This is a genomic window from Streptomyces mutabilis, from assembly GCF_014649815.1.
Classification (GTDB): domain Bacteria; phylum Actinomycetota; class Actinomycetes; order Streptomycetales; family Streptomycetaceae; genus Streptomyces; species Streptomyces mutabilis.
Genome location: NZ_BMTT01000018.1, coordinates 1 through 17,510 on the forward strand (window position 1 = coordinate 1; position 17,510 = coordinate 17,510).

Annotated in this window: 14 protein-coding genes and 1 pseudogene; 4 read left to right on the forward strand and 11 right to left on the reverse strand. The window is 71.3% G+C overall.

What is annotated here, in order from left to right; genetic code table 11:
- Window positions 1-220 precede the first annotated feature (220 nt).
- The 4 genes from IE142_RS28055 (at window position 221) to IE142_RS28070 (ending at window position 5,047) form a co-directional block, all read left to right on the forward strand.
- Window positions 221-787 carry a SigE family RNA polymerase sigma factor gene (locus IE142_RS28055; RefSeq protein WP_191888336.1) on the forward strand — a complete coding sequence of 189 codons (567 nt, stop codon included), beginning with the start codon at window positions 221-223 and terminating at the stop codon, window positions 785-787.
- Window positions 784-1,647 (forward strand): hypothetical protein, encoded by an 864-nt coding sequence (locus IE142_RS28060; protein ID WP_191888337.1) that lies wholly within the window; start codon window positions 784-786, stop codon window positions 1,645-1,647. The genes IE142_RS28055 and IE142_RS28060 overlap by 4 nt, the downstream gene beginning before the upstream one ends.
- Window positions 1,648-1,755: 108 nt before the next feature.
- Window positions 1,756-2,589, forward strand: coding sequence for a pectate lyase (locus tag IE142_RS28065; RefSeq protein ID WP_191888338.1), 834 nt, complete (start codon window positions 1,756-1,758; stop codon window positions 2,587-2,589).
- Window positions 2,590-2,839: 250 nt separating this feature from the next.
- Window positions 2,840-5,047, forward strand: a complete 2,208-nt coding sequence (locus IE142_RS28070) for a glycoside hydrolase family 43 protein (protein ID WP_191888339.1) — start codon at window positions 2,840-2,842, stop codon at window positions 5,045-5,047.
- Here the strand turns inward: IE142_RS28070 and IE142_RS28075 are convergent.
- The 11 genes and pseudogenes from IE142_RS28075 to IE142_RS28125 form a co-directional block, all read right to left on the reverse strand.
- Window positions 5,028-6,116, reverse strand: a complete 1,089-nt coding sequence (locus IE142_RS28075; protein WP_191888340.1) for a dienelactone hydrolase family protein — start codon at window positions 6,114-6,116, stop codon at window positions 5,028-5,030. The genes IE142_RS28070 and IE142_RS28075 overlap by 20 nt on opposite strands.
- A complete protein-coding gene (locus IE142_RS28080) occupies window positions 6,100-7,227 on the reverse strand; it encodes a pectinesterase family protein (RefSeq protein ID WP_191888341.1) in 1,128 nt (375 codons plus the stop codon). Before IE142_RS28080 ends, IE142_RS28075 begins: the two co-directional genes overlap by 17 nt.
- Before the next feature lie 76 nt (window positions 7,228-7,303).
- Window positions 7,304-8,638: a pectate lyase family protein gene (locus tag IE142_RS28085; protein WP_191888342.1), complete on the reverse strand. Its 1,335-nt coding sequence runs from the start codon at window positions 8,636-8,638 to the stop codon at window positions 7,304-7,306.
- 34 nt (window positions 8,639-8,672) lie between these two features.
- Entirely contained in the window at window positions 8,673-9,473 is an 801-nt protein-coding gene (locus tag IE142_RS28090) for a rhamnogalacturonan acetylesterase (RefSeq protein WP_191888343.1), read from the reverse strand.
- A gap of 122 nt (window positions 9,474-9,595) precedes the next feature.
- Window positions 9,596-10,960 (reverse strand): ABC transporter substrate-binding protein, encoded by a 1,365-nt coding sequence (locus IE142_RS28095; RefSeq protein ID WP_191888344.1) that lies wholly within the window; start codon window positions 10,958-10,960, stop codon window positions 9,596-9,598.
- Between the two features lie 125 nt (window positions 10,961-11,085).
- Window positions 11,086-12,129 (reverse strand): annotated as a pseudogene (locus IE142_RS28100) (pectate lyase family protein); the annotation flags it as partial.
- Window positions 12,130-12,167: 38 nt separating this feature from the next.
- Window positions 12,168-13,685 carry a glycoside hydrolase family 43 protein gene (locus IE142_RS28105; protein WP_191888346.1) on the reverse strand — a complete coding sequence of 506 codons (1,518 nt, stop codon included), beginning with the start codon at window positions 13,683-13,685 and terminating at the stop codon, window positions 12,168-12,170.
- On the reverse strand, window positions 13,682-14,527 hold the full coding sequence (locus tag IE142_RS28110; protein ID WP_191888347.1) for a DUF6807 domain-containing protein: 846 nt from the start codon (window positions 14,525-14,527) through the stop codon (window positions 13,682-13,684). The genes IE142_RS28105 and IE142_RS28110 overlap by 4 nt, the downstream gene beginning before the upstream one ends.
- The gene (locus tag IE142_RS28115; RefSeq protein ID WP_191888348.1) at window positions 14,524-15,681 is read right to left on the reverse strand and encodes a Gfo/Idh/MocA family protein; all 1,158 of its coding nucleotides are present in this window, start codon (window positions 15,679-15,681) and stop codon (window positions 14,524-14,526) included. Before IE142_RS28115 ends, IE142_RS28110 begins: the two co-directional genes overlap by 4 nt.
- Entirely contained in the window at window positions 15,678-16,577 is a 900-nt protein-coding gene (locus IE142_RS28120) for a carbohydrate ABC transporter permease (protein WP_043374385.1), read from the reverse strand. Before IE142_RS28120 ends, IE142_RS28115 begins: the two co-directional genes overlap by 4 nt.
- Entirely contained in the window at window positions 16,574-17,509 is a 936-nt protein-coding gene (locus IE142_RS28125; RefSeq protein ID WP_043374383.1) for a carbohydrate ABC transporter permease, read from the reverse strand. The genes IE142_RS28120 and IE142_RS28125 overlap by 4 nt, the downstream gene beginning before the upstream one ends.
- Between the last annotated feature and the right edge of the window lies 1 nt (window position 17,510).

A 17,510-nucleotide genomic window follows, 5' to 3' on the forward strand; every position in this document is an offset into this window, starting at 1 on the left:
CAACATCCTCGCGTCTCCAGAACCTTGACAACCCGCCCCAACCCCCAAACTTCACGGCCTTGGGGCTAGTCCAACGGGCAGGGAATGTCGGCCGGTTCGGCTCTTCACACAGCGTTCGACGCACCGTACGAGTGTGCGTCGAACGCTGCTACAGTTCCGGATTCCGGCCCGGCGCACGGCTGTTCGACGCCGGGGAAGCCGCTGCGAGGAGAGTCCGCCCGTGGGGACAGTCGTCGACGACGCCGCCTCCGTGGAGTTCCACGCCTTCTTCGAGCGCCACTACGCGGAACTCGCCCGGCTGGCCCACCTGCTGACGGGCGAGCCGGACGCCGCCGACGACCTCGCGGCGGACGCCCTGCTGGCCCTGTGGCACCGCTGGGACCGGGTCCGCGCGGCCGACCATCCGGCCGCCTACGCGCGCGGGGTCATCGCCAACCTCGCCCGCACCCGGGTCCGCACCGCCGTGCGCGAGCGCAGGCGGATCGCCCTGTTCTGGTCGCAGCGCGAGGAGCGGACGGAGAACCCGGACGTCGCGGGCGTGGTGGACGTGCGGGAGGCGCTGCGCCGGCTGCCGTTCCGCAAGCGGGCGTGCGTGGTGCTGCGGCACGCGTTCGACCTCTCGGAGAGGGACACGGCGCTCGCCCTGGGCGTCTCGGTGGGTACGGTGAAGAGCCAGACGTCGAAGGGAATGGCCGAACTGCAGCGGTTGCTCGGCACGCAGACGGCCGCGCGGCAGGTGCACGCGGCGGTCGCGCGCAGCGGTGAGGCCGCGGGAAGGAACCGATGACCGGCCGGCGGGACGTGGACGAGGAGCTGCGGGTCCGGCTGCACGAGGCGGCCGGTGCGCACCAGCCCGACCGGGCGCGCATCCTGGCCCGGGTGGAGCGCGGCATGGCGGGCGAGGAGCGCCCGCATCAGCACCGGGCGACGCGTCCGCCCGTGCTCGGCTGGGCGCGGGTGGCCGGGGCGACGGCCGCGGTGGCGGGGGTTCTCGCGGTCGGCGGGTACGCGGTCGCGTCCGCGGTCAAGGACGACGCTCCCCCGCAGCGTTCGGTGGCCACCTCGCCGACCCCCGCACCGTCGCCGCGGGACACGACGAGCCGGGCGCCGGCCCCTCCGGCCGACGCGACCCCGGGCACCACCGCGCCCGGGTCGAAGGCCCCGGACTCCCCCGCGTCCCCCCGGCCGCCGGCGGCGACCTCGACGGCGACCGGAACCGCCCGTCCGCCCGCGTCCGCCGCCGTGGAGGACGGTCCACTCTGGTCCGACGGTTCGGTGGACCCGTACAGCAACGACTTCTGGGCGCAGAGCAACGTCACCCTCAAGACCGGTGAGCCCCTCACCGCGCTCACCGTCGAACTGCGGGTGGCGCAGACCGGCGGGGTCGCCTCGACCGGCGCCTGGCGCTCGCTGCCCGAAGGGGACTTCACCTTCACCGTCGACGAGCGGGACGGCTTCCTGGTGTACCGGTGGACGCTGAAGGAGGGCCGCACGGTACCGGCGGGCGAGTGGATGTTCGCCGGCCAGTACGACCACGAGAGCGGCGGCCGGGACGCGCACGGCGACCGCTACACCGCGACGGCCACCGCCGGGTCCGGAAAGCTTTCGGTGGGGGGCGGCTTCGCACCCCGCGACGGCGGTTCGTGACGGCGGCCCGTCGGCGGTCGTGAAGAATCCCTGAAGTCACGGCAACCCTTTCTCCACCGGTGGCGACCAGGAAGCGCAAAGTTCCTCTCCCCACGCAAGGAAATGGGCATGACTGCACGAGCTGAACAGCGCGTCCGCCACCGCCGCCGGGTCACCAAGCGCCGGGCGGTGATCGCCGGGACCGCTGCCTTCGGCCTCACCGGGGCCGCGATCGTCACCACGACGATGCTGTCCACCGCGGGTGCCGCGTCGTCCTGGCCCGAGGGCACCGGCAGCAAGCCCGTCTCGTCGACGATCCCGGTCAAGGGGACCTACGACGGCGGGATGAAGAAGTTCTACGGCACCGGCGAGCTGGGCGGCGACGGCCAGGACGAGGGCCAGGACCCGGTCTTCGAGCTGGCGGACGGCGCCACGCTGAAGAACGTCATCATCGGCACCCCGGCCGCCGACGGCGTCCACTGCAAGGGCTCCTGCACGCTGCAGAACGTGTGGTGGCTGGACGTCGGCGAGGACGCCGCCAGCTTCAAGGGCACCTCGGCCTCCGCGGTCTACACGGTGCACGGCGGCGGCGCGAGGAACGCCGACGACAAGGTGCTCCAGTTCAACGGCGCGGGCAAGCTCGTCGTCTCGAAGTTCCAGGTCGAGAACTTCGGCAAGCTGGTGCGCTCCTGCGGCAACTGCAAGAAGCAGTACAAGCGCACCATCATCATCAACGACGTGGACATCACCGCACCCGGCAAGTCGATCGTCGGCGTCAACCAGAACTACGGCGACACGGCGGCCCTGCGCAACGTCCGCATCCACGGTGACGGCAAGAAGAAGATCGAGACCTGCGCCCGCTACGAGGGCAACAGCAGCGGCAAGGAGCCGAAGAAGCTGTCCCCGGTCGGCCCGTACGGCAAGACCTGCGACTTCACCGCTTCGGACATCGCCTACAAGTAGCCCGACCTACCGGTAGCCCGTCCGAGCCTTCAGGACCACCGGCCCACCCCCCGGGCCGGTGCGCGCCGCCCGAGCCCCCACTCGGCCGGCCCTTCGAACGCCCCCGCCCGGTGACGACCGGCGGGGGCGTTCCCCTGTGCGGAACCGAAACTTTCGAGCTCTGCCGTCCCGTTGACGCCCCACTCCCCACTGGTGACACTCCGAGAGCACGCCACCCAACAGAATCCCCCAGACTCCCACAGGAAGTGTCATGCGCCGTCCCACCGCCCGTCGCACGCTCCTGGTCCCGTTCCTCGCCCTCCTCCTCGCCCTGCTCGCCGCCCCGCCGGGCACCGCACACCCGGGAGCACCGCCCGTGCCGAAGTCCCCGTACGCCGGATACCTCTTCGCCTACTTCACCGGCGAGGGCACCGCCGACGGCGAACAGATCCGCTACGCCCTCAGCCGCGGCAATGACGCCCTGCACTGGCGCGAACTCAACGCGGGCAAGCCGGTCCTGACGTCCACGATCGGCGAGCAGGGCCTGCGCGACCCGTTCGTGATCCGCTCCCCCGAGGGCGACAGGTTCTACATGATCGCCACCGACCTGCGCATGTACCGGAACAGCAGCGGCAGCTGGGACGAGGTCCAGCGGCACGGCAGCAAGTCGATCATGGTGTGGGAGTCCACCGACCTGGTCCACTGGACCGACCAGCGCCTGGTGAAGGTCTCCCCGGACAACGCGGGCAACACCTGGGCGCCCGAGGCCTACTGGGACGACGAGCTCGACGCGTACGTGGTCTTCTGGGCGTCGAAGCTCTACGCCGACGACGACCCGGACCACACCGGCTCGACGTACAACAAGATGCTGTACGCGACCACGAAGGACTTCCGCACCTTCAGCGAGCCGAAGGTCTGGAACGACCCGGGCTACTCGGTCATCGACTCCACGGTCGTCGAGCACGAGGGCACGTACTACCGCTACACCAAGGACGAGCGCGACCCGTCCTCCGGCTCGCCGTGCTCGAAGTTCATCACCGGCGAGAAGGCGGCTTCGCTGACCGACACCTCGTACGACTTCGTCTCCGACTGCATCGGCCGGGGCGCGATGGAGCGCGGCGAGGGGCCGACGGTCTTCAAGTCCAACACCGAGGAGAAGTGGTACCTGTTCGTCGACGAGTACGGCGGCCGGGGCTACCTCCCCTTCGAGACCGCCGACCTCGACTCCGGCAAGTGGACGCCGTCGACCGACTACCAGCTGCCCGCCAGCCCCCGGCACGGCACGGTGATCCCGGTGACGCAGGCGGAGTACGACCGGCTGCTGGCCGCCTACCCCGCGAGCCCCGCCTCGATCGTGGACGCCACGGCACGCGGGCAGAAGGGGTACGCGGTCGTCAGCGAGGAGACCGGCAAGGTCGTCCTGCCGATGGAGCCGCGCACGAACCTGCGCAACCTCGCCCCGAAGCTGTGGGTCGGCGCGGAGGCGACGCTCAGCCCGAGGTCGGGCACGCGCCGCGACTTCCGCAGGCCGCAGACGTACACGGTGACGGCCGCCGACGGCACGAAGCGCACCTGGACGGTGGAGGCGGTACCCACCCGCAGCCCGGTCCTGCCCGGCCTGTACGCGGACCCGGACGTGCGGTACATGGACGGCCGGTACTGGATCTACCCGACGACGGACGGCTTCCCCGGCTGGAGCGGCACGCGGTTCAAGGCGTTCTCCTCCAAGGACCTGGTCCACTGGAAGGATCACGGCGTCGTCCTCGACCTGGGGCCGGACGTGAGCTGGGCCGACAAGAACGCCTGGGCGCCGGCGATCGCAGAGCGCGACGGAAAGTACTACTTCTACTTCAGCGCGGAGCAGCAGATCGGCGTCGCGGTGGCCGACTCCCCGGCCGGCCCCTTCGAGGACGCGCTCGGCGAACCGCTGGTCCCGAAGGGGCGGTTCGAAGGCCAGATGATCGACCCGGCCGTCTTCACGGACGACGACGGCACGTCGTACCTGTACTGGGGCAACGGGCACGGCTACGTCGCCCCGCTCGACGACGACATGGTGTCGTTCGACGCGTCGCGGGTGAAGGACATCACCCCGGAGAACTTCCGTGAGGGCTCGTTCGTGGTGAAGCGCGACGGGACCTACTACTTCATGTGGTCCGAGGACGACACCCGCAGCGAGAACTACCACGTGGCCTACGCGACCGGTCCGAGCCCGCTCGGCCCGTGGACGAAGCGGGGCACGATCCTGTCCAAGCGCCCGGAGTACGGCATCCTCGGCACCGGCCACCACTCCGTGGTCAACGCCCCCGGCACCGACGACTGGTACATCGTCTACCACCGGTTCGCCCTGAACGGCCCGGGCAGGCCCGGCGGGGACGGCACGCACCGGGAGACCACGATCGACCGGCTGCGCTTCGCGGCGGACGGCACGGTCGAGCCGGTGGTGCCGACCCTCGGGTCGGTCAGGCCGGTGCGGCGGTGACCGACTCCAGCCAGGCGAAGGCCTCGTCCTGCATGTGCCGCCCGAAGGCGTGCCCCACGTCCGGCCAGGTCTCGGTGCGCAGCCGGTCGGCGGCGCCGCGGGATTGCCAGACGGCGCGCAGCCGGGCGTAGGCGGTGCGGACGCCCTCGGCAGTGAACAGGGGGTCCTGTGCACCGCCGAGGAACAGCATCGGCTTGGGTGCGGCGATGCTCGCCACGTCGGGCAGGTCGAGGTGGCGGGCGAGCCCGGGGTGCAGCATGTGGAACGCGGACTGTCCCCGCAGGGTGTTGTTGCCGGGCACCAGCATGCCCTTCAGGCCGGTCATCCAGCACACGCTCACCGCGGCGGCGACGTCGTCACTGAGGGCGGCGGTCTGCCAGGCGCGGTAGCCGCCCATGGAGAAGCCGGCCGCCGCGACCCGGCGGGCGTCCACGCGGTCGAGGCCGGCCAGGAAGCCGGCGGCGCGCTGGTCCTCGCGGGCCAGCAGCCCGGCCAGCGAACTGCCGAGGTGGAGGAGGTTGCTCGCGAGGGCCTGCTGCCGCTCGTAGGTGAGCGGTTCGCGGTCGCCCCAGCCCAGCGCGTCGGCGCAGAACACCACGTAGCCGCGCCGGGCCAGCTCGTCTCCGGGGAAGCGCCCGCCGAAGTGCCGGTCCGCCCAGTCGACGGCGGCGGCGAGCCGGGTGTCGTCGTACCAGGGCCGGACCAGTTTCTCCTTGCCGATGTCGAAGCGGGAGCCGTGGTCGTGCAGGAGCAGCACGGCCGGGAAGGGCCCGGCGCCGTGCGGGGTGAGCAGGGCGCCGCGGACCCGTCCGTAGCGGGTGAGGGAGAGGGTGACCAGCTCCCGCGTGTACTCCTCGCCGTCGTCGCGGTCGGTGAACTCGGGGGCGTAGTGGGTGTCGTCCTGGCCGTCGACGAGGAGATGTGCCTCCACGGTGGCGCGGGCGGTGCGCCGCCACGCCTCGAAGTCCCGGACCGGCGAGGTGCCCCAGGCGAGCGGGAAGGTCAGCTCGTCCTTGAGCGCCGGGTGGAAGCCGGGCAGGGCGTCGGGTGGGTCACCGGCGGCGGGCATACGGCCGCCAGTCGCCGAGGTACGACTCCCGGGTGTGCGCGGCGGCCTCCGCGCGGGTGAGCTGCGGCCGGTTCTCCGGCACGGTGACCGCCGCGCCGGGACCGGTGTTGCGGTACTCGCGGAACCGCTGGTCCTGCCACGGGTGGGCGTCGCGCATGTTGGCGTACGGCGCGACGGCGTCGACGCCCGCGCCGAGGTGGGCCTCGCGCACGGTGAGCATGGGGCGGGCGGTGGTGTCGGAGCTGGGCACCCAGGGCCGGGCCAGCTTGTAGTAGCCGTCGGGGGCCTCGCTGGTGATCCGGCCGCGCGTCACCAGGTAGCCGCGCGGGTTGGCGCCCGCGGTGGACGGCGCGAAGACGAAGCCGTAGGGGGCGCCGGCCAGGTCGGTGCGGACCAGGGTGCGGAAGTGGCAGTCCTCGTACACGGCGGTGGCCCGGCCGAAGACGAAGTCGACGTCGCCCTCGACGTAGCAGTGCGCGTAGTACTGGCGGGCGAAGTGGCCGAGGTCGCGGGTGTCGGCGTAGAGGGTGTCCTGGTGGCCGAGGAACCGGCAGTGGTGGAAGGCGCTGCGGTCGCCCTGGACCTTGATGGCGACGGCCTGGGTGCCGGTCCAGCCGGGGTGGTCGGCGCGCAGCCAGTCGTTGGCGAAGGTGATCCGGTGGGCGGTGAAGCCGTCGGCCCGCACGGTGGTGGTGGCCGACCCGCTGGTGCCGTAGTTGCCGGAGCCGTCCGGTTTGGGGGTGCCGGCCGCGTTGTCGTACACGATGACGACGTCGCGGGGGTCCCGGGAGGCGCCGATCCAGGTGGCGTCGGTGCGGTCGGCGTCCACGGACACCGTCTCTCGGTAGGTGCCGGGGGCGAGGACCAGCGTCCAGCCACTGCCCTCGGCGGCGGTCGCGGCGGCCTGGACGGAGGTGAAGTCACCGCGGCCGTGGGGGTCGACGTACAGGGTCTTCGGGGTGCGGCGGTCGGCGGGTGAGCCGTACGGGCCGAAGGGACGGGGGCGGGGGCGGGTGCCGGCGGTGGCGGGGCCGGCCGCCAGGCCGAGGGCGGCACCCGCGCCGGCGGTGGTCAGGAGGAAACCTCTGCGGGACAGGGCGGGTCGGTGCATGCCGGTGCTCTCCTTCGGGGGCCGGGAGGGAGGGCCGGGGCGGTGCGGGCGCCCCGGCCCGGTTCTTGGACGGGCGTCAGCGCAGGCGGCCGGCGCCCGCGCCGTGGTCGACGACGAAGGGGACGGCCCAGGCGGGGAGGACCTTGGTGCGCAGGGTGGGCGTCCAGCCCGCGCCCGACCGGAGGGTCTCGTCCGGGATCTCGGCGTTGTGCACGGCGATCAGGTCGACCAAGCGGCCGTTGACCCGGTTGTGCGCGGCGGTGACCGGCGCCTCGCTCCACTTCTTGAGGACCTTCGCGGGGCTGACGCCGTCCGGCAGGGTGAAGGCGTTGTGCTCGGCGACGAGCTGGGACTCCTTGCCCACGCCGAAGCTGTAGGCGTAGTCCTCGCCGGCCGCGAAATGGTTGTTGTAGACGTCGACCTGGCCGAACCGCACCCGGGGCGCGCGCTCCACGAGGTCCTTGAACAGGTTGTGGTGGAAGGTCGTCTTCAAGTGGCCGCGGTCGATGACGGCCGTCGACTCGCTGTCGCTGTTGCCGATCAGGATCGTCTTGTCGTGCTCGGTGAAGACGTTCCAGGATGCGGTGACGTAGTCGGCGCCCTTGACGATGTCGAGCTGGCCGTCGTGCTGCTGGTACAGCATGCCGAAGTAGGCGGGCGCCTCGCTGTCGGGGTGCTCGCCGTCGGTGAAGGTGTTGTGGTCCAGCCACACGTGGGTGGAGCCGTGTACGACGGCGCTGTCGTACTCGGAGTTCCAGTTGCCCTTGTCGCCGTCGGTGGGGTCCCACTGCGGGAAGCAGTCCACGGGGCTCTCGAAGGTCAGGTTGCGGACGATGACGTTGTCCACGCCCTTGATCTGGAGGCTGGCGCCCTTGAGCCCGGCGTTCCGGCCGACGCCGATGATGGTGGTGTTGGCGGGGACGTTCGCCTTGATCGCCTCGTCCTGCTGTGCGGCGGAGGCGCGGCGCAGGCCCTCGGGGCTGTCGTCGGGCTCGTCGCTCAGGTCGGTCTCGGTGCCCCAGCTCTCCGGGGAGTACTTCTCCAGGTACGCGTCGAAGTCGTAGCCGGGCACGGCGAAGGCTTCGCAGCCCTCGGAGACGGCGTCGATCGTGCCCCGCACCTTGACGATCCTCGGCGCGGTGCCCTCCACCGCGAGGGCGGCCTTGAACTCGTCCCAGGTGGAGACGGTGAACACGCGCTCCTTGCCGGCGTCCGCCCCGCCGGTGGTGCCGGTGCCGTGGGAGGCCCAGCCGTCGCCGGCCGGCAGGGTCTGCCGGGCGGTGTCGCGGGGATGGTGGTGGCCGGGGCGGGCCTGCGCGGTGGCGGCGGTGAGACTCAGTACGAGGACGGTGCAGCCGACGAGCGCGGCGGTTCTCTTGGTGGCATGGCCATGCCATCTCGATGTGCTCATGGTGCGGCTCTCCTTTTCCGGAAGTGTCGAGGTGCTACGCGGTGGCCGGCGCGGGCCACTCGATCCAGGACTCGGGGATCTCCTCGTCCAGCCGGCGCACGTCCCGGTGCGCCAGCACCCGCGTGCGCAGCAGTTCCCGCGCGACGAGCCGGGCGACCGCGATCGCGCCGGGCGGGTTGAAGTGGGTGTTGTCCTGCTCGGTGGCGGTCCAGTTGAAGTACGCCTTGGTGCCCTCGACGCCGAGCCGCTGCCACAGCGCGAGCGACAGCGTCTGCACGTCGAGCAGCGCCACGCCCTCCTGCCGCGCGAGCGCCCGCATCGCCGCCGGGTACTCCCCGTGGCTCGGCCGCGCGTCGCCCGCCGCGTCGAACCGCCGCCGCTCGACGGGCGTGGCCAGCACCGGCCGCGCCCCGCGGGCCCGGGCCCCGTCGACGTACAGCCGCAGATGGTCCTGGTACGTCGTCCAGGGCTCGGTGTAGCGGGTGGGGTCCTCCTCCTTCTCGTCGTTGTGCGCGAACTGGACGAGCAGGAAGTCGCCGGGCCGGATCGCGTCGAGGACGACGTCCAGCCGTCCCTCGTCGACGAAGCTCTTGGAACTCCGCCCGTTCACGGCGTGGTTGGCGACCCGGAGGTCCTTGCGGAGGAAGAAGGGCAACGCCATGCCCCACCCGGTCTCGGGCGCGGCGTCGGCGTACTTCTGCGCGGCGGTGGAATCACCGGCGATGTAGAGGGTGCGAGGGCGGTGCCCTCCGGCACGGGCGGTACCGGCACCGGCGACCGCCAGAGGAACGGCCGAGACGGCGGCTGCGGTGACTTGTCTTCGACTGAGAACCACGCTGGGTACCTTTCACAAGGGGGAAGTGACTCACCTGAGGGGCGCGGGGAACTGCGCGCCCGGCCCGGGACGGCCCGCAGCCCGAGAAGCACGGACCGCCCCACGGCGAAACCCGGTGGGAACTAACCCATCTGCTCGGTCCACTCGGCCTGCGCCTCGTTCAGCTTCTCGGCCAGCCCGTCCAGGAAGTCCTTCGCGCTCATCTCACCGAGCAGCACCTTCTGGAACCCCGACTCGCTCTCCGACTTGGACAGCGTGTTCCAGTCCGGCAGGTAGTACGGCAGCTGGACGATGGTCGTGGACCCGTCGTTCAGCGCCTCCGCCGCCAGCTTCGTCGGCTCGGCCTTCTGGATCCACGCGTCCTCGGCGGCCTCCGTGTTCGACGGCACCTGCCCGGCCGACTCGTTGAACTTCGAGTTCTGCTCGTGCGACGTGGCGAACTCGATGAACTTCCAGGCGGCCTCCTTGTTCTTGGAGCTCTTGAAGATGCCGAGCCCGTCGACCGGGTTGGACACCTGGACCCGCTTGCCGGTGGCGCCGACCGGCTGCGGGATGCCGCGGAACTTGTCGACGCCGAGCGCCTTCACGTGGTCCTGGAAGGAGCCCAGGTTGTGGTTGAGCATGCCGATGGTTCCCGAGTCGTACTGGGCGACCATCTTGGCGAAGTCGTTGTTGACGTCCGCGGCCGGCGTGACCTTCTTGTAGAGGGCCGCGTACTTCTCCAGCGCCTCGACGTTCTTCGGGTCGTTGACGGTCGTCGTCTTCTTGTCCTCGCTCCAGAACGAGGTGATGCCGGACTGCCCGTACATGGCGTCGAGCGCCTGCGCGATCGATCCCGACCCGCCGCGAATGGTGTAGCCGAACTCGTTCTTGTCCTCGTCGGTCAGCTTCTCGGCGGCTTCGTAGAACTTGTCCCACGTCGTCGGCGCGTCCAGCCCCGCCTTGTCGAACAGGTCGGTGCGGTAGTAGAGGACGCCGTTGTTGGCGGAGGTCGGCACCGAGTACAGCGTGCCGTCGCCACCGCCGGCCGCCTTCAGGGACTCGACCATGTCCTCGTTGAGCTTGCCGCTCAGGGAGGACTCGGTGAGCCGGTCGTCCAGCGGCTCCAGGGCGCCCTGGGCCGAGAAGCCGGCCAGCATCGCCGCGCCGACACCGCCGACGTCCGGCAGGCCGCCGCCCTGGATGGCGGTGTCGACCTTGGACTGGTACTCGGTGGCGGCGATCCCGACGTACTCCACGTCGATTTCCGGGTTCGCCTTCTCGAAGTCGGTGATGATCTCCTTCCAGACAGCCGTACGGATACCGCCGTTGTTGTCCCAGAAGACGATCTTGCCCTTGCCGCTGCCTTCGGCGCCCTTGTCGCCACCCGCTCCGCTGCCGTCGTCACCGCAGGCGGTGGCGGTCAGCGCGAGCACGGCCCCCAGAGCGACGGCGGCGGAGGTCCGGCGCCTGCCTGTGCTTCTGCTGCTGCGATTGCTGATCTTCATTGGTCGGCTCTCTTCTTCTGGATCCAACAAGCGGTGGAACGGAGCGGTGAACGGGCTGAACACGTGGGGGATCAATGGGTGGTTCATCGGGTGCAGTGGGTGGTTCAGTACCGGCTTCAGTGGGCGCCGAGTCGCTTCTGCGGCCCGGCGAATCGCTTGACCAGTGCCGGGACGGCGGCCGCCGGGTCGAGCCGGTAGTCGTAGAACTCGTCCGGCTCGAAGGCGTCGCCCCACGCGTCGTGCCGGCCGGTCGTGCCCTTCAGGATCGATCCGCGCTGCACCAGCTCCGCGGTGGCGTCCGCCTGGTAGGGGTGCTGGACGCCGTCGTAGTAGCTGTTCTCGATGACCATCCGCGTCGCGCCGCGCGCCCAGTTCCCGTACGTCCACCGCGGGTCGCCGGCGTCGACCTGGGCGGAGAGGTAGTTGTTGTACAGGTGGGCGTAGGCGCAGTTGTCGGCGGACGGGTTGCGCTGCTTGGTGCCGGTGAACCAGTTGTGGTCGATGGTGATCTGGGTGCGGACGTTGTCCGTCCAGCCGATGCCGAGGGCCTTGTTGTGGTTCTCGAACCGGTTGTAGGAGACGGTGATGTACTCGCTGTCCTTGCGGATGTCGAGCAGGCCGTCGCCCATGTGCGTGAGGCGGTTGTGGTCGATCCAGACGTGGTGGACGGAGTCCATCTGGATGGCGTCGAAGTCGCTGGTCTTGCCGTCCCAGTCACCCTCGACGTAGCTGTCGCGGATGGTCAGGTTGCGGATGATCACGTTGTGCGTGCCGGGGTTCAGGTGCAGCTCGCCGTGGACGATCTCGCCGGTGTCGCCGACGCCGATGATCGTCTTGTCGGAGGCGACCACGATGTCCGAACCGAAGGGTGCCACGGCGATCGAGCCCGCCACCCGGATGACGTACGGCTCCTTCGCCGCCGCGTACTTCGCCAGCGCCGCCTGGTCGGTGACGGTGACGACCCGGCCGCCCGCGCCGCCGGTGGTTCCGCCGGCGAGGGAGGCGAAGCCGTGGGCCCGGTCGCTGTGTCGGGGCGGCGGTCCCGTCTCCTCGGCCGGGGCGGCCTGGGCCTCCCCGACCGTCCCGAGGGCCAGGGCGGCCACCAGGCCGAGTACGGCGGCCAACGCCCTGCCGGTCCTCGGCGAGCGCTTGCTACGGAGGTGCGTCATTGCGGCTCTCCCAACAGGCGTACGGATGAGGTCGGTGGTTACCGGGGTCCGTTCCGGAACCGGGTGAACGTGGCGGCGCCGGCGTGTCCCTCGCCGGCGGGCGCGAGCGCGAACAGGCCGAGCAGGGCGCCGACCCAGCGCCAGGGGGTGGCGGCGAAGACCTGGCCGGTGGGGCGGGGGCCGTCGCCGAGGTCGTAGGAGAACCGGCAGCGGGCGCCGGGCGCGGTCTCGATCCGCAGCCGTACCCGTCCCCCGGGTGCGACGCGCGGGTGGTCCGCGTCCCGCTCGGTCTCGGCCACCGTCTCGGCGAACCGGTGCACCAGGTGCACGGTCCCGTCCGCTCCCCGCTGGAGCCCGATCCAGCGGTAGGCGTCGCCGAGCACCGCCAGCCCGGCCCGCGCGCCCGGCTCCTCGCTGTCCAGGCGCAGGTCGACCTCGACGACGGAGGGGATGCCGGGCAGCCGCTGGGTGAGCACGTTCGGCAGCCTGCGCAGGTCGTGCGCGTCGGCCGAGCGGACGCATGCGAGGCGCAGTCCGTCCCCGGAGTGCTGGGTGGCCCAGCCGTCGCGGGGGTTGGCCGTCCAGGACCACTGGCGGCCGAACCGTCCGCCGGGGAAGTCGTCGTCGGTCGCGGGCGCGGCCGGCGGCTGCGGGGGCAGGGCGGGACGCGCGTGCTCGGTGACCGGGGCGCCGTCGTCGCCCAGGACCGGCCAGCCGTCCGTCCCCCACCTCATCGGCTGGAGGTGGACCACCCTGCCGTACGCGCCGCGCTGCTGGAAGTGCAGGAACCAGTCCTCGCCGGACGGCGTGCGCACCCAGCCGCCCTGGTGGGGGCCGTTGACGTCGGTGTCCTTCTGCTCCAGGACGACCCTCTCCTCGTACGGTCCGAAGAAGTCGCGGGAGCGGAAGGCACCCTGCCAGCCGGTCTCCACTCCCCCGGCGGGCGCCAGGATCCAGAACCAGCCGTCGTGCCGGTAGAGCTTGGGGCCCTCCAGGGTGAACCAGCCGGGGATGCGGTCGGCGTCGACGATCACCTTGCCCTCGTCGAGGAGGCCGGTGCCGTCGGGGTGCATGCGGTGACCGGTGAGGCGGTTCTTGATGCCCGAACGGGAGCGTGCCCAGGCGTGCACCAGGTAGGCGTCCCCGGTCTCCTCGTCCCACAGGGGGCAGGCGTCGATCAGGCCCTTGCCCGCCTTCACCAAGTGCGGCGCGGTCCACGGGCCGCGGATCTCGGGGGCGTTGACCTGGAAGATCCCGTGGTCGGGGTCGCCCCAGAAGATCCAGAAGCGGCCCGCGTGGTGACGCAGGGACGGGGCCCAGACGCCGCAGTCGTGGCGGGGCGCGGCGAACCGGTCGGCGGGCTCCAGGCGGGGCAGGGCGTGCCCGACCAGCGACCAGTTGACCAGGTCGCGGGAGTGCAGGAGCGGCAGGCCGGGGACGCGGCCGAAGCTGGAGGCGGTCAGGTAGAAGTCGTCGCCGACGCGGACGACGTCCGGGTCGGACCAGTCGGCGTTCAGGACGGGGTTGGTGTACGTGTCCGCGGTTTCGGGGGTCACGGACTCACCGCCTTCCGTACGAGGGTCGCGGCGTCGTCGGGGCCGAGGCGGCCGTCGGCGACGACGGTGACGATCCGGCGGACGAGGGTGTCACCGGGGGCGATCGCCGGCCGTTCGTCGTACGCGAGGGACGAGCCGACGCCCGGGTACTCCTCGGTACGCACGAACCACGGGTCGCGCCGGGTCCGGTCCGTGGCCCCGGCGAAGACCAGCGACCAGGTGTCGCCGGTCAGGGCGAGCCAGTCGGCGCGAGCGCCGTGCACCTCCCGCTCGCCCTCGCGGTCGGCGGTGAAGACCCTGGGTGCCGCGCTCTCCTTGCGGGCGCGCCAGAAGAAGCCGCCGTAGGCCGCGCCGGGGCGCCCGTTGGTGGCGGGGCTGCCGATGGTGAGGGGGTCCGGGGTGACGTTGGTGAGGGAGAAGGTGAAGTCCAGCGCCCAGGCGGCCTCGGTGAGTCCGGTGGCGGCGACGGTGCGGCGCTCGCGCAGCAGCTCGGTGCCGGCCGCGACCCAGCGCAGCTCCTCGACGAAGCCGTCCGGGTCACGGAGCTGAAAGGCGGTGTGCCGCTGGGCGCCGTGGTTGTCGAGCTCGGTCGGTCCCCGGTCGCGTACGTAGGTGCGCCCGCCCCAGAAGTTGTGCCCCTCGACGTCGGGAACGGCGACACCGACGCCGAGGTGATGGTGGTGGTCGGCGGGACTGAACTCGGTCACGGCCGTGCCGGCCAGGGTGGTGACGGGGTGCAGGCAGGGGCGCGGGGAGAGCCGGACGGGCAGCTCGGGCCGGATGACGTAGCGGCCGACGGGGCGGCCCGCCACGCGCAGCACCAGGGAGTCGTGGCCGGTCATCGGGTGCTCACCTCGCTCAGCGGGTGCTCCGTGCGCGGCGCCCAGGGGGCGCCCAGCTCGGAGTAGAGGGAGAGGGTGTCGGCGGCGGCGGCCACGAGTCCGTCGATGCCCGGGACCACCCGGCGGTTCTCGCCGTGGACGCGGCGCCAGGCGGCGTCGGGCAGCGGCTCCGGGTCGGGGGCCCGGCGGATCGCCTCCACGACCCGCATGAAGGCGCCCGTCTCGTCCGGCGGCACCAGGAGGGCGGCGCCGGTGGTCAGGTGGTCGACCAGGTTCTCCAGCAGGTCGGTGCGGCCGTACTCGAACTCCTCGGGGCCGTGGCCGCCGCGCTGGAGCAGGACGCGGTCCTGCTTGTACCAGAAGGTGACGCGGCCGCCGCTGCCGTGCACCAGCACGTACGGCTCGTGCGCCCGCTCCGCGCACAGGGTCGCGGCTACGGTGACGCGGTGGCCGCGCGCGGTGCCGACCCGTACGCAGGAGGTGTCGTCGGCCTCGATGTCGTTGGCGTGGCACAGCTCGGTCTCGATGCCGGTGACGTCCTCGGCGCGGGAACTGTCGCCCAGGGCGAGCGCGGTGGCGACGGCGTGCGCGAGCGGGTTGGTCAGCGCCCCGTCGATCACGTCGGCGCCGTCCATCCGCCGCCGGCCCGCCCAGGGCGACCGGCGGAAGTAGGATTCGTCGCGCACCCACGCCCCGCCCCCGCCGATGCCGACCACCTCGCCGATCGCGCCCTCGGCGAGGAGCGCGCGGATCGCCGGCACGGCGTGCGAGCCCAGCGACTGGAACCCGACCTGGCAGGCGACGCCGGCCTCGGCGACCCCGTCCGCCATGCGCCGGAATTCCGCGTACGACGGTGCCGGGGGCTTCTCCAGCAGGAGGTGCACGCCCTTGCGGGCGGCGGTCAGCGCGAGGTCGGTGTGGGTGGGGATCGGCGTGCAGATCACGGCGATCCGGGCGCCGGTGGAGTCGAGCAGGGCGCCGAAGTCGGCGGACTGCTCGGGGACCTCCCCACCGGCCTCTTCCTCGGTCAGCGGGGTCAGCTCGCAGACGCCGGCCAGCCTGACCAGCCCTGCCCGTTCCAGGCGGCGGATGTTGGCGACGTGCCAGCGGCCGTGACCGCGGGCGCCGGCGAGGACGACGGGAACCGGGCTCATCCCTTCACCGCCCCCGCGCTGAAGCCGGTGATCAGCCACTTCTGGATGAAGGCGAAGACGAGGACGACGGGCACGGCGGCGATGATGCCGCCGGCGGCGAGTGCGCCGAGGTCGACGCTGTCCGCGCTCATCAGGGTGTTGAGGCCGACCGGGATGGTCTGCTTGTCCTGGTTGTTGAGGAACATCAGGGCGAACAGGAAGTGGTTCCAGGAGTGCACGAAGGCGAAGGAGCCGACGGCGATCAGGCCGGGCCGCAGCAGCGGCAGGACGACGACCAGGAAGGCCCGCATCCGTCCGCAGCCGTCGACCCAGGCGGCTTCCTCCAGGGAGTACGGCACGTTCTTGATGAAGTTGCTGATCAGGATCATCGACAGCGGCAGCTGGAAGACCGTCTCGGCGATGATGACGCTGCCCAGCGAGTTGATCATCTGGAGTTCGGCGAAGATCTCGAAGAGCGGGACCAGCAGCAGGGCGCCGGGCACGAACTGGGAGCAGAGCAGGGCCAGCATGAAGGCCCGCTTGATCTTGAAGTCGAACCGGGCGAGGGCATACCCGCCGGCCAGGGCGACGAGGGTGGTCATCACCAGTGTCGCGAGGCCGACGTACACGCTGTTCTCGAAGAAGGTGCCGAAGCTACGGTCCGTCCAGACCTTCTCGAAGTGGTCGAAGGTCATCGGCCAGGGCACGAGCGAGGTCGAGCCGGACGGGCGGAGCGCGAAGAGCAGGATCCAGTAGAACGGGACCAGGGTGAAGACGAGGTAGACGCCGAGCGGCAGGTAGATCTGCCAGCGCGGGACCTCGTCCCAGGCCGGGTGGCGCTTCTTCGCCGGCCGCGGCGGTTCGTGGTCGGCCCGCGCGGGCGCGGGGGCGGGCGCGGCGGCCTCCTTGGTGATCACTTGTTCTCGCCTCCGAACTTGCTCAGCCGCAGGTAGACGATCGAGCAGAAGAGCAGGATCACGAACGCGACCGTGGTGAGGGCCGACGCGTAGCCGAAGTCGTGGGCGTCGACGCTGGTGTTGGCGATGTAGAGGGGCAGGGTCGTGGTGACCCCCGCGGGTCCGCCGCCGGTCAGGGTGTAGAGCAGGTCCACGTTGTTGAACTCCCACACGGCGCGCAGCAGCGTGGACAGGATGATGGCGTCCTTCAGGTGCGGCAGCGTGATGTGCCAGAACTGCTTGAAGCGGCTCGCTCCGTCGACCTCGGCCGCCTCGTACAGGTCCTTCGAGACGGATTGGAGGTCGGCGAGGATGAGGATCGCGAAGAAGGGCACGCCGCGCCACAGGTCCGCGACGACGGCCGCGGAGAACACGGTCGAGGTGTCCGACAGCCAACTGGTGCCGTAGTCGCCGATGCCCAGGTCGGCGAGGTAACGGGTGATGCCGGTCTGGGAGTTGTAGAGCAGCACCCAGATCGCGGAGGTCAGTACGCCGGAGACGGCCCAGGGGGAGAAGACCAGGGCGCGCCCGATGCCCCGGCCGACGAAGGTCTGGTTGACGATGAGTGCCAGTGCCAGGCCGAAGAGCAACTGCAGGCCGACCTCGACGAAGACCCACTTGGCGCTGAAGACGAGGGTGTCCCAGAAGATGGGGTCGTCGGTGAAGATCCTGACGAAGTTGTCGAAGCCCGCGAAGCCGTTCCGCCACGGCTTGGTGGGGTTGTAGTCCTGCAGGCTGTAGTAGAAGACACTGATCACCGGGTAGGCGATGAAGCCCAGCATCAGCAGGGCGGCCGGTGCGATCAGCAGGTAGGGGAGCCTGCGCGGTGTGGCGGAGGCACGGCGCCGCCGGGGTGGCGCGGGCGGTTTCGCCACGGCTGCGGCTTGGGCCATG

Bases quoted from the DNA above. Each gene is read 5' to 3' on its own strand.
- IE142_RS28080 (WP_191888341.1), bottom strand. From the start codon at position 7,227: ATGCACCGACCCGCCCTGTCCCGCAGAGGTTTCCTCCTGACCACCGCC.
- IE142_RS28060 (WP_191888337.1), top strand. From the start codon at position 784: ATGACCGGCCGGCGGGACGTGGACGAGGAGCTGCGGGTCCGGCTGCAC.
- IE142_RS28065 (WP_191888338.1), top strand. From the start codon at position 1,756: ATGACTGCACGAGCTGAACAGCGCGTCCGCCACCGCCGCCGGGTCACC.
- IE142_RS28115 (WP_191888348.1), bottom strand. From the start codon at position 15,681: ATGAGCCCGGTTCCCGTCGTCCTCGCCGGCGCCCGCGGTCACGGCCGC.
- IE142_RS28075 (WP_191888340.1), bottom strand. From the start codon at position 6,116: ATGCCCGCCGCCGGTGACCCACCCGACGCCCTGCCCGGCTTCCACCCG.
- IE142_RS28095 (WP_191888344.1), bottom strand. From the start codon at position 10,960: ATGAAGATCAGCAATCGCAGCAGCAGAAGCACAGGCAGGCGCCGGACC.
- IE142_RS28070 (WP_191888339.1), top strand. From the start codon at position 2,840: ATGCGCCGTCCCACCGCCCGTCGCACGCTCCTGGTCCCGTTCCTCGCC.
- IE142_RS28085 (WP_191888342.1), bottom strand. From the start codon at position 8,638: ATGAGCACATCGAGATGGCATGGCCATGCCACCAAGAGAACCGCCGCG.
- IE142_RS28125 (WP_043374383.1), bottom strand. From the start codon at position 17,509: ATGGCCCAAGCCGCAGCCGTGGCGAAACCGCCCGCGCCACCCCGGCGG.
- IE142_RS28110 (WP_191888347.1), bottom strand. From the start codon at position 14,527: ATGACCGGCCACGACTCCCTGGTGCTGCGCGTGGCGGGCCGCCCCGTC.